The 10259-nt window shown below is 66.0% G+C and carries 13 protein-coding genes; 4 read left to right on the forward strand and 9 right to left on the reverse strand.

The genetic code is table 11. The features are described from left to right. Window positions 1-43: 43 nt before the first annotated feature. From ACT4OC_RS31145 to ACT4OC_RS31175, 7 genes are all read right to left on the reverse strand, one after another. Window positions 44-577, reverse strand: coding sequence for a GFA family protein (locus ACT4OC_RS31145; protein ID WP_444842904.1), 534 nt, complete (start codon window positions 575-577; stop codon window positions 44-46). Between the two features lie 267 nt (window positions 578-844). After that, window positions 845-1972: an alkene reductase gene (locus tag ACT4OC_RS31150; protein WP_444842905.1), complete on the reverse strand. Its 1128-nt coding sequence runs from the start codon at window positions 1970-1972 to the stop codon at window positions 845-847. 113 nt (window positions 1973-2085) lie between these two features. Next, window positions 2086-3285: a hypothetical protein gene (locus tag ACT4OC_RS31155; RefSeq protein WP_444842906.1), complete on the reverse strand. Its 1200-nt coding sequence runs from the start codon at window positions 3283-3285 to the stop codon at window positions 2086-2088. Then, window positions 3282-4286, reverse strand: a complete 1005-nt coding sequence (locus tag ACT4OC_RS31160) for a hypothetical protein (RefSeq protein ID WP_444842907.1) — start codon at window positions 4284-4286, stop codon at window positions 3282-3284. The genes ACT4OC_RS31155 and ACT4OC_RS31160 overlap by 4 nt, the downstream gene beginning before the upstream one ends. A gap of 134 nt (window positions 4287-4420) precedes the next feature. Beyond that, a complete protein-coding gene (locus tag ACT4OC_RS31165; RefSeq protein WP_444842908.1) occupies window positions 4421-4819 on the reverse strand; it encodes a hypothetical protein in 399 nt (132 codons plus the stop codon). Window positions 4820-4916: 97 nt separating this feature from the next. Then, on the reverse strand, window positions 4917-5207 hold the full coding sequence (locus ACT4OC_RS31170; protein ID WP_444842909.1) for a YiaA/YiaB family inner membrane protein: 291 nt from the start codon (window positions 5205-5207) through the stop codon (window positions 4917-4919). 52 nt (window positions 5208-5259) lie between these two features. Next, window positions 5260-5955 (reverse strand): PspA/IM30 family protein, encoded by a 696-nt coding sequence (locus ACT4OC_RS31175; protein ID WP_444842910.1) that lies wholly within the window; start codon window positions 5953-5955, stop codon window positions 5260-5262. Window positions 5956-6055: 100 nt separating this feature from the next. On the opposite strand from ACT4OC_RS31175, the gene ACT4OC_RS31180 reads away from it, so the two are divergent. Further along, entirely contained in the window at window positions 6056-6652 is a 597-nt protein-coding gene (locus tag ACT4OC_RS31180; RefSeq protein WP_444842911.1) for a TetR/AcrR family transcriptional regulator, read from the forward strand. Here the strand turns inward: ACT4OC_RS31180 and ACT4OC_RS31185 are convergent. Both ACT4OC_RS31185 and ACT4OC_RS31190 read right to left on the reverse strand, forming a co-directional pair. Continuing rightward, a complete protein-coding gene (locus tag ACT4OC_RS31185; protein ID WP_444842912.1) occupies window positions 6649-6966 on the reverse strand; it encodes a hypothetical protein in 318 nt (105 codons plus the stop codon). The genes ACT4OC_RS31180 and ACT4OC_RS31185 overlap by 4 nt on opposite strands. 142 nt (window positions 6967-7108) lie before the next feature. Continuing rightward, window positions 7109-8083 (reverse strand): quinone oxidoreductase family protein, encoded by a 975-nt coding sequence (locus ACT4OC_RS31190; protein WP_444842913.1) that lies wholly within the window; start codon window positions 8081-8083, stop codon window positions 7109-7111. A 182-nt stretch (window positions 8084-8265) separates the two neighbouring features. On the opposite strand from ACT4OC_RS31190, the gene ACT4OC_RS31195 reads away from it, so the two are divergent. The 3 genes from ACT4OC_RS31195 to ACT4OC_RS31205 all read left to right on the forward strand — a co-directional run. Beyond that, the gene (locus tag ACT4OC_RS31195; RefSeq protein WP_444842914.1) at window positions 8266-9540 is read left to right on the forward strand and encodes a molybdopterin-dependent oxidoreductase; all 1275 of its coding nucleotides are present in this window, start codon (window positions 8266-8268) and stop codon (window positions 9538-9540) included. Next, complete coding sequence (locus ACT4OC_RS31200) at window positions 9540-9887, forward strand: hypothetical protein (protein ID WP_444842915.1); 348 nt, start codon at window positions 9540-9542, stop codon at window positions 9885-9887. The genes ACT4OC_RS31195 and ACT4OC_RS31200 overlap by 1 nt, the downstream gene beginning before the upstream one ends. A 17-nt stretch (window positions 9888-9904) precedes the next feature. Then, a partial coding sequence (locus tag ACT4OC_RS31205; protein ID WP_444842916.1) for an MBL fold metallo-hydrolase occupies window positions 9905-10259 on the forward strand: 355 nt, incomplete at its 3' end.

Consider the following 10259-nt stretch of genomic DNA (forward strand, 5'->3'; position numbering starts at 1 on the left):
CGCACGCGGGGAGAGGCGAAGTGCGTCCGGGGCACGAGAGTTGTCAAGTATCCCCGCGGGCGAGTTCGAAGGGATCGTCGCCGGCGCGCTTCTTCTTTTTCGAGCGCTGCCAGACCCAGCCGGGAAAGCCCTTCAGCGGCACCAGCGGCGCGCCGGTATAGGCCCATTCCTGCAGTTCCTCGATGGCGTTGTGATAGAGCGGTTCGCGTCCGGTGCGGCTCGAAAACAGCGCGCGGGGAATGTTGACCATGTGCGGCGAGCGGGCACGCTCGTACATGACGGGCGTGCCGCAGCTGGTGCAGAAACTGCGCGTGGTCTTCGCGGCGGCGTCTTCGTAACGCGTGAGCGCGGTCTTGCCCCTGATGATGCGAAAGCGCTTGCGCCAGCTGCCGACATAGGTGGCGTAGGCCGCGCCATGGGCTCTGCGGCTCGCGGCGGAATGATCGTGCCAGGCCCAGCGCGCGGGCACATCGATCTCGAAGGCGACCTTGCCGCACAGGCATTTTCCCGCGGCGGGCTTTCCGGGCGAGATGGCCTTGGATTTTTTCTTTGGTAGTTGCTCGTCTTCGTCGAACATTGCGGACCTCGTAGGGTGGGCAAAGCAAAGCGTGCCCACCTTCACAATCGCGCTCGCAAAGGTGGGCACGTCGCTGTCGCGCCTTTGCCCACCCTACGGCACTTTCCGTCGTCATTGCGAGCGAAGCGAAGCAATCCATCGTGCCCCGCAAAGAAAGAATGGATTGCTTCCGCCTTCGCTCTCCGAGCTTCGGCGGACTCCCGGCCCGGCGTAGCTTGCGGAGCAAGCGTAGACGGGTCGTCGCTTCGCTCCTCGCAATGACGATCGCTACGCCCTCTCCAACTCGTCGTGCTCGGGATAATCCGTGTAGCCCGCTTCCTCGCCGCCGTAGAACGTCTTGCGGTCGTAGGGCGTCAGCGGGTGGCCGCGTTGCAGGCGGCGCGGCAGGTCGGGGTTGGAGATGAAGATGCGGCCGAAGGCCACCGCGTCGGCATGGCCTTGCGCGATCGCATCGTCCGCCGTCTGGCCGGTGAAGCCGCCGGCGGCGATCAGCCTGCCCTTCCAGATCGGGCGAAACAGCACCATGGCGGACGGCACGTTCTGCCAGTTGACGTCGGCGCGGCCGGCGCCGGAGGAGCGCGGCTCGATGAAGTGCAGGTAGGCCAGCCCAAGCGGATTGAGCCGTTCCACGACATGGGTGTAGAGCGGCATCGGCTCCGGCTCGCCACTGTCATTGGCGATGCCGTACGGCGACAGCCGCACGCCGACGCGATCCGCGCCCCAGACGTCGACGACGGCTTGCGTCACTTCGAGCAGCAGCCGCGCGCGGTTCTCGATCGAGCCGCCATACCGGTCGGTGCGCTGGTTGCTGCGCGACTGCAGGAACTGCTCAAGCAGATAGCCGTTGGCGCCGTGCACCTCGACGCCGTCGAAGCCGGCGGCCAGCGCGTTCTTCGCGGCCTGGCGGAAGGCATCGATGATGCCCGGGATTTCCGACGTCTCCAGGGCGCGCGGCGTCTCGTAGGTGGTGACCTTGCCGTCGGCGGTCAAGGTCTTCAGCTGCTGCGAGATCGCAATCGCGGAAGGAGCGACCGGCAGCGCGCCGCCGGGCTGGAAGGAGGAATGCGAGACGCGGCCGACGTGCCAGAGCTGCAGGAAGATGATGCCGCCCCTGGCGTGCACGGCATCGACCACCTTGCGCCAGCCGGCGATCTGATCCTGCGTGTAGATGCCGGGCACGCCGGGGCTGCCGAAGGCGGTGGCCGCCACCGGCGAGGCTTCGGCGATCAGCAGGCCGCCCGGCGTGGCGCGTTGCGCGTAATATTCGGCGTTGAGCGGACGCGGCGCCAGCGACGGCTTTGCCGCGCGCATGCGCGTCAGCGGCGCCAGCACCAGGCGATGCGCGAGCCGGTACGGTCCGATCTGGAGCGGTGAAAACAAATGCGGAAAGTTCATGCCCTGCCCTGATTGTTCGTGGTTGCTGTCGTTCTATCTAACCGGACCGCCATGCCGGACACAATGCGACGGCGCAGGCACGCAGAGCAGGTCTTCCATGCGGGAAGCTGAAGTCAGGCCCGTTCAGGCGTCAGCGTGAGCAGCCGCCGCACCAAGGCGAGCGCGGTTTCGCTGGCGGGATCGGCCAGCATCACCGGCACGGCAAGCACGAACACGTCGACGGGATCGTGGGAGAGGACGACCACATGGGTGGCGCTGTTCGCGGCGAGCAGCGAGGCCACGCGCTCGACCGCGGGATCGACCGGTGCGAGGCCCCAGGGCGCATCGGCGCGGCGGAGAACGGGACGCGAGGCGAGGAGATCGCGCAGCAAGGGCGGATCGTAGGCGACAAGATCCAGTTCGCGGAAACGGCGGGCGCTCTCGAACAGCGGCTGGCGCAGCAATTCCTCCAGCAATTGCTCGCGCGTCGTGGCGGACGAGGCCGCGACCGCGTTCAGCATACCCGGCGCCTGCGCCTCGAACCAGGCGCGCAAGGTATCGGTCATCAGGCCGATGGTGAGGACGCCGGCGACGGCTACCGCCGAGAAGCGCATGATCTGTGCGGCATCGACGTCGTCGGAGATGAAGGCGGCCGCCGCGCCCAGCAGGGCGGCGCTGGAGATGCGCAGCGCCGCGAGCACGATGCCCTGGCGACGGGTCTCGCCGCTGCCTCCGGCGATCAGGACGGCGGTGACGACCAGCAGCGCGCCGAGCGCGCCCAGCCGCACCGGCAAATCCGGCGCGAGCGCGCGATAATCCGTGACGATGAAGGGAATGACGAGCAGCGCGCCGACGGCGAGGCGGCCGATGCCGCGGTTTTCGGAAGCGAGCAGCTGATTGCGGTCGCGCAGGGCGAACAGCAGGGCGCAGGCGGCAAAGCCCGCGAGCTGGAAAGTCGATAGCGCGACCGCATAGGCCGTCGACCAGGCGTCCAGCCCGAGCGCGCCGCCGAGGCCGAGCAACAGCGCGCCGGCAACCGCGATCTGCTTGATGGGACGCGGCGCGTGGCGGCGCAGAATGCCTTCGGTGACGATGAGGGCGCCGAGCGGGATGGTTGCGGCCGGAAGCAGCGACAGGCGGTCGAGCCACGCGCTTTCATGCCACCAGGCGAGGCCGCGGATGAAGAACAGCGCCGCGACGGCGCCGAGCAGGAACAGCAAGCGCCTGGTGAAGGGGCCGCCGGGATCGCGGCGATCGAGCGCGAGCATGGCGACCGCCAGCCCGACGGCGCCGCAGAGATTGACGATGGAATCGGCGATGGCGGACGGCGTCACGATCCGCCTCCGCGCGGCCGCAGGATGCCGTAGGCTCTGCGGTCGTTCATCCAGTGCAGGACTGGCAGCACCAACCGCTGCAGCGCCAGGATCGCGGAAGCTGCGAGCAGCGCGGGCATCGAGCCTGCCGGCACCTCGCTGAGCAGATAGCGCCGCGCGGCGGCCAGATCGATGCGGCCGATCTGCAGCAGGTCGTCGCCGCGCGAATAATCCAGTTCGCGCGCGCAGAAGGCGTTGTATTGCTCGTCGCGGTGCTTGGGCGCGACATCGAGGGATTTCTTCAGCGCATCGGACCCGCCGGTATAGGCGTCCGTGATGACAAAGCGCGCCTCATCGAAGCCTGCCTCCTCGCCGACGCCGAACACGGCGCGATGGCCGCGCATGATCCCGCGCGCCAGTTGCAGATACGCAAAGCTCGCGCGCGAGCCTGCCTGCGGCGTGGGAAAGACGTCGGAAAAGGTCTCGCACACCATGCCGCACACCGCAGGCACCTGGGTGACGTTGGATATCCATTTCGGGCGCAGGCCGCCGCGGATGAACAGCACCAGCGTGGTGAGGCCGTACAGCACCCAGGAAAGCCCCTGCCCCTGCACCTCGGGGTCGACCATGACGAGGCCGAGGTGGGTGACCTCGACCGGTTGTCCGTCGAGCTCGACCTGCATGACGGAGAGCGCATTGAAGGCGATCGGCCGGCCGCTCGCCTCCTCGGAGATGACGGTGACGATGGCGCGCGCGAGACGCTCGCGCTCGCCGGAGAAGATGCCATAGGTGAGATCGCCCGCCGGCAGCGTCTTGCCCGCAACGACGCGCAGCTGCGCCACCAGCCGCTCGAGCTCTTCCTCGGAAAGCGCCCTGCCCGGGCTCTCGACGATCCGTGTCGTCAGGCCTTCATGGGTGCGCAAGCTGAGATCGATGGTCGCTTGCGCAAACGCCTTCAGCCAGAAGGCTGCATTGCCGCGCAGCTTTCCGGCCGCCGATCGAATCTGTATCCCGATAGCCATGCCGCTTGCCCGTGATCCCAGAGGATTTGTGCATGGTCTATCTTAAGGAGCTTTGACGGCAGCGGAATGGGTTGGCGGAAGGTAAACGATTTGTTGAGCACGAGGTCCAGCGGGCGACCCCGCCGGGCCTCTGTTCAGTTCCGAAGCGGGCCGTTCGCTTGCGTCGCTGTCTCCCGCCAGCCGTAGTCGTTCGCCAGCAGAGAACACGCGCCCGCAAGGACCGCGCCAGCAAGAGGGACGAACATCAGCTCTGACGGCGGGAAGAAGCAATGGAGCAACACGGAAGCAAGCGCGCTGGCGGCCACCGCTCCGGCGATCGCCGTCACCGGTGCCCGCAGGACGATCGGGAGACTGCGCGCCAGATAGCCATCGACGGCCGCGGCGAGCGTCGCGACAGGGAAGGTCAGGAAGAACAACAACACCGGAAGTATTTGAACCAGGCTGGCCGGCGCACCGGCAGCAGCCAGCACCAATGCCGCGATAAACGCGACTGCCGACGGACCCACGATCAGGAACACGGTCAATCTCTTCATTGAAGCACCTTCGTCATGCTGCAGTTTGACAGAGTTGCGCCGGCGGCAGGCGGCGGGCATTCGCGCCCGCCGCTCCCGGCTCACCTCCCTTCATCCTTCACGCCGCGCGGGCGTTGCGCTCGACTTCCATCAGCAGGCGCTCGGCCTTGGCATCCTCGATGCGATTGACCAGCTTGCCGCTCTCGTGGTTGTCGCGCATGGTCTTGGTCATGGTGATGCAGGACTGGATCAGCATCAGAAAGCCCATGGTGAGATAGCCCTTGATCGACAGCTCCAGCGGCAAGAACCAGATGCCGATGCCGACCATGAAGGCGGAAGCGGCGAACGAGATGTAGGTGAAGGCGACCCAGGCGGGGCTGTGCTGGGCGGCGACGGGATGGTTGTTCATGGCAGTTCTCCTTGTGATTTGGGTTTGAGGATTCAGTTCGAAGTCCGGTGGCTCAGTCGGTCTGCGTGCGTTTGGCGTTCAACCGCGCGAGCACGTCGTCCGCGGTTGATTTGATGCGGGGCCCAAAGCCCTGCTCGGCGAGTTTCTCGGCAGTCGCGATCGGGCCGCTTGCGGTATCGAGTTCGATCAGCGCCTCGTCGGCAGCCGCCGCCTCGATCTGGCGTTCGCGCAAGCGCCTCAGCGTCGCTTCGGCTTCCGGCAGCGTGGATTCGTAGGGCCGCGCCGCTTCGATGCCGCCGCGGCGCAGGTTGCGCACGGCTTCCGAGGCGCGCGCGATGCGGCGGCCGCGGTCGAGCTCGGTGAGACGCGCCTCGGCATTGGCGACGTGGCGCTTCAGGCGCGTGATCTCCTGGGCGAACAGCGTGCGCGCGGTCATCGCGGCGTCGCGGTCGGCCTCGAGATTGGCAATCTGCTGCGCCGCCTCGCGGGCGAGATCCTCGCGGCCGCCGTCAAGGGCGGCGGTGGCGCGCAGCTCGAGATCGGCGATGCGGCTGTTCGTTGTTTCCAGCCGGCGCCCTTCCTGCTGGTCCTGCGCGATCGCGAGGGCCAAGGTGCGCTTGCTGCGATCGACGGCCGCCGCCGCATCGCGCATTTGCTGGTCGAGGATGACGAGGGCCGTGCGGTCCTCCAGTTGCTCCTCCGCCACCGCCACGCTGCCGCGGAAAAGTGTCAAAACGGTCTTGAACATTGCTAGCTCCCTGTTATGAGCATTGCTCATGGAGGCAACATAGCATACTTTGAGCATTGCTCAAGATGTTTTTGAGCGTCGCTCACGAGAAAGTTAACAAATGACTAAGACCTTGGAAAGACGAGCAAAACAACGGGAAGCCTTGGTTATCGCGGCCGAAAGCGCCATTTCCGCCAAGGGACTTGCCGGCCTGAAGAGCCGGGAGCTGGCGGCGGAAATCGGCGTCGCCAATGGCGCGGTGTTCAACCTCGTCGAGGATATGGACGAGCTGATCCTGCGCGTCGGCTCGCGGACGCTGGCGCGACTGGATGCGGTGCTGAGCGCGGCCGAAAGCGGCGGCGCCCCCTCGCCTGCGGAAGCGCTGGTGCGCATCGCCGTCGCCTATTGCGATTTCGCGGCCGACAATCTCGAACTATGGCGCGCGCTGTTCGAGCACCGGATGGCGCCGGACAAGCCGGTGCCGGAATGGGCGGTCGAGGAACAGATGAACCTGTTCCGCCACATCTATCATCCGCTGGCGAAGCTGTTTCCGACGTGGAGCGCAGATGAGCTCGGCATCACCGCGCGCAGCCTGTTCGCCGCCGTGCACGGCATGGTCAGCCTCGGGCTGGAGCAGAAGCTGATTGCCGTTCCGGTCGCGGCGCTGCGCGATGAGATCGCGACGATCGTGAAGGCGACGCTCAGGGGGCTGAGCTAGTCCTGCGCCGGCTCAGGCGCCTGCTCGGGTCCCCATCCGCGGCAAAGCGAAATGATCGCATGAAGGAAACCGCAAATCAGCCAGCCAAGGGTCAGCGCAATGAAGAAAGGCACCCTGAGATCAGCGACCAGGTGTTCGAGCGACCCGAGCTGCTGCGTCCTGAGGATCTGCGCTGACGAGGCAAGGAGAATCGCACCGATCAGGACGGCGACATAGATGCGTTGCCATCCGACCAGCCACAGCATCATGAAGCTATAAAGCGGCGCTGCAATTACAGCTGAGATGAAGCCGCAGACAATGTAGAAGCCGGTCATCACACCCCTCCTGCGAATTCGAAAGGGTGAGATACAACCAATGCATTGAGAGGTTGTACGGGCGTGACGCCGAAGTTTAGTAAAATTGAATCGAGAGATCGGACGCCGGAGGATTTCGCCGCCGGCGCCTACTCGTTCGATCTCAGACCAAGAACACCGTCGAGCCCGTGGTCTTGCGCGCGGCGAGATCGGTGTGAGCCTTGGCCGCGTCCTTCAGCGGATAGGTCTGGTTCACCTCGATCTTGACCGCGCCTGATTTCACCACTTCGAACAGCTCATTCGCCATCGCGACGAGATTCTCGCGCTTGGCGGCGTAGGTGAACAGCGTCGGGCGCGTGACGTAGAGCGAGCCCTTGGCGGCGAGCAGGCCCAGATTGAACGGCTCCACCGCGCCGGAGGATTGCCCGAACAGGGCGACGACGCCGAGCGGGGCGAGACAGTCCAGCGATTTCAGGAAAGTGTCCTTGCCGACGGAGTCGTAAACCACGGGGCACTTCTTGCCGCCGGTGATCTCCTCGACGCGCTTCACGAAATCCTCGCGGGTGTAGACGATGGTATGGGCGCAGCCATGCGCCTGCGCGAGCTTCGCCTTCTCATCACTGCCGACGGTGCCAATCACGGTGGCGCCGAGATGCTTCGCCCATTGCGACAGGATGAGGCCGACGCCGCCGGCGGCGGCGTGCAGCAGGATGGTGTCGCCGGCTTTCACGCGATAGGTCTGCCGGATCAGGTATTGCGCGGTGAGGCCCTTCAGCATCATGGCGGCGGCCGTCTTGTCGTCGATGCCGTCAGGAACTTTCAGCAGTCGGTCGGCCGGGATCAGCCGCGCCTCGGAATAGGCGCCGACCGGCGCATTGCCATAGGCCACGCGGTCGCCGGGCTTGACGTCCGTGACGCCGGGGCCGACCTCCTCGACCACGCCCGCGCCCTCGCCGCCAAGCCCGCTCGGCAGCGGCACCTGGTACAGGCCGGAGCGGTTATAGATGTCGATGAAGTTGAGGCCGACGGCGGTGTGGCGGATGCGCGCTTCGCCCGGACCGGGTTTGCCGACCTGCACCTCCTCCCACTTCAGAACTTCGGGGCCGCCGGTCTGGTGAAAACGGATGGCGTGCGTCATGAATACTCTCCCTCTGACGAGATGACGATGATGGCCGCACCCGGTGTGCCGCCGATGGCTGGCAAGCGCAAGTGCCGAACCGGCTTGCCGCCAATGCAAAAAGCGCAAATACTTCGGCCAAGAATATTCGGGCCCAAGCGGGGTTAAGCCCTGCAAGAGCGCGCAATGAACGGGAGGAAATCATGGCGCAGGAAGCCGGGATCACGTTCACCGCAAGCCGCCGCGGATTTCTGGGCGGCACCGCGCTCGCCGCCATCGGTGCCACCCTCGGCAGTGCGACGCCGCTGTCCGGCGGCATTCCGCAAGCGCACGCGCAAGCCGGCGGCACTGCTGCGCCCGCGCAGCCGAAGGGTCCGCAATATCTGAAATTCCCCGGCAAGAGCGACAGACTGGTCGTGCTCGGCGAAAAGCCGCTGGTGGCCGAGACGCCGGAAAGCCTGCTCGACGACGACACCACGCCGATCGAGAAGTTCTACATCCGCAACAACGGGCAGATTCCGGAAGAGACCAAGGACCCCGACGCGTGGAAGATCGCAATCGACGGCGAGGTCAACAAGAAGATCGAGATCACGCTTGGCGAACTCAAGTCGAAGTACAAGGCGGTGACGCGGCGCATGGTGCTGGAATGCGGCGGCAACGGCCGCGCCGGCTTCTCGCCGCCGGCGCGCGGCAACCAGTGGACCAATGGCGGCGCGGGCTGCGCGGAGTGGACGGGCGTTGCACTCGCCGACGTGCTGAAGGACGTCGGGCTGAAGCCATCGGCGAAATACACCGCGCATTATGCGGCGGACTTGCACCTGTCGGGCGATGCCTCCAAGCCGAGTCTCTCGCGCGGCGTGCGCATCGAGAAGGCGCTCGATCCCTTCACCATGATCGTGTGGGCGATGAACGGCCAGCCGCTGCCGAACATCCATGGCGGCCCCGTGCGGCTGATCGTGCCCGGCTGGGCCGGCTCGGCCTCGCAGAAATGGCTGACCCGCATCACCATCCGCGACCGCGAGCACGACGGCCCCGGCATGACGGAATTCTCCTATCGCACGGCAATCAAGCCGATGATCCCCGGCGACAAGGGCGATCCCAAGAACTTCCGCATCCTGGAATCGATGCCGGTGCGCTCGATCATCACCAATCCGGCCAACGGCGCCAAGCTTGCCGCCGGCACCAAGGAGCTGAAGCTGCGCGGCGCCTCCTGGGCCGGCGACCTCACGGTGAAGCAGGTCGACATCTCCACCGACTTCGGCGCGAGCTGGCAGCGCGCGAAGCTGGAGAAGCCGAAGAACAAGTATGACTGGCAGCGCTGGACCGCGACCTTGAAACTGCCCTCCGACGGCTATTTCGAGATCTGGACGCGCGCCACCGACTCCAAGGGCGCGATGCAGCCGCATCAATCCGGCTTCTGGAACCCGCAAGGCTACGGCGGCAATGCGATGCATCGCATTGCCGTGCTGGTCGGCTGATGCAGCGTTGGACGTTGTGGGCGCTGGCGGGATTCCTGGGGATCGCGCCGGCGCTCGGGCAAAACACGTTCACCCCGCGCGAGGAAAGCCCCGAGGAGTTCGTCGCCGCCCCCGGCCGCGAGCAGACCTTCTACACCTGCACCGCCTGCCACGGCTTCAAACTGGTGGCGCAGCAGGGCATGACGCGGGCGCAGTGGGAGGATTCCATCAATCTTATGATCCGCCGCCACAACATGCCGCCGCTGGACGAGAAGGACCGCGCGGCTGTGCTCACCTATCTCGAAGCGGCCTACCCGCCGCGCGCGCCCACCGGGCGCGGCGGCTGGCAGAATCCGTTCGCGAAGTGACGGGGTCGGGGCGACGAATGTCCGATGATCTGAAATTCACGGTGCAGCGCCCGCCGGCCTACGGCGAATTGACGGATGTGCTGCCGGGGCTGTTCTGGGTGCGGCTTCCGATGCCGACGGCGCCCAATCACGTCAACTGCTGGCTGCTCGACGACGGGCCGGGTTGGACCATGGTCGATTGCGGCCTGAACACCGACGACAGCTTCGAGATGTGGGACAGGCTGTGGCGGGGTTTGCTGCGCAGCCGTCCGCTGCAGAACCTCGCCCTTACCCATGCCCATGCCGATCATTGCGGCCTCGCCGGATACTTCGTGAAGGAAATGAAGTGCAGCGTTCGCATGACGCTGGCCGAATGGCTCAGCGGCTGGAAGA

Origin of the sequence: Bradyrhizobium sp. (assembly GCF_052389815.1) — a bacterium.
In the GTDB taxonomy this organism is placed as follows: Bacteria; Pseudomonadota; Alphaproteobacteria; order Rhizobiales; family Xanthobacteraceae; genus Bradyrhizobium.

Excerpts from the sequence above, each read along its gene's own strand:
- ACT4OC_RS31145 (WP_444842904.1), bottom strand. The coding sequence starts at position 577 with ATGTTCGACGAAGACGAGCAACTACCAAAGAAAAAATCCAAGGCCATC.
- ACT4OC_RS31150 (WP_444842905.1), bottom strand. The coding sequence starts at position 1,972 with ATGAACTTTCCGCATTTGTTTTCACCGCTCCAGATCGGACCGTACCGG.
- ACT4OC_RS31160 (WP_444842907.1), bottom strand. The coding sequence starts at position 4,286 with ATGGCTATCGGGATACAGATTCGATCGGCGGCCGGAAAGCTGCGCGGC.
- ACT4OC_RS31165 (WP_444842908.1), bottom strand. The coding sequence starts at position 4,819 with ATGAAGAGATTGACCGTGTTCCTGATCGTGGGTCCGTCGGCAGTCGCG.
- ACT4OC_RS31170 (WP_444842909.1), bottom strand. The coding sequence starts at position 5,207 with ATGAACAACCATCCCGTCGCCGCCCAGCACAGCCCCGCCTGGGTCGCC.
- ACT4OC_RS31175 (WP_444842910.1), bottom strand. The coding sequence starts at position 5,955 with ATGTTCAAGACCGTTTTGACACTTTTCCGCGGCAGCGTGGCGGTGGCG.
- ACT4OC_RS31180 (WP_444842911.1), top strand. The coding sequence starts at position 6,056 with ATGACTAAGACCTTGGAAAGACGAGCAAAACAACGGGAAGCCTTGGTT.
- ACT4OC_RS31185 (WP_444842912.1), bottom strand. The coding sequence starts at position 6,966 with ATGACCGGCTTCTACATTGTCTGCGGCTTCATCTCAGCTGTAATTGCA.
- ACT4OC_RS31190 (WP_444842913.1), bottom strand. The coding sequence starts at position 8,083 with ATGACGCACGCCATCCGTTTTCACCAGACCGGCGGCCCCGAAGTTCTG.
- ACT4OC_RS31195 (WP_444842914.1), top strand. The coding sequence starts at position 8,266 with ATGGCGCAGGAAGCCGGGATCACGTTCACCGCAAGCCGCCGCGGATTT.
- ACT4OC_RS31200 (WP_444842915.1), top strand. The coding sequence starts at position 9,540 with ATGCAGCGTTGGACGTTGTGGGCGCTGGCGGGATTCCTGGGGATCGCG.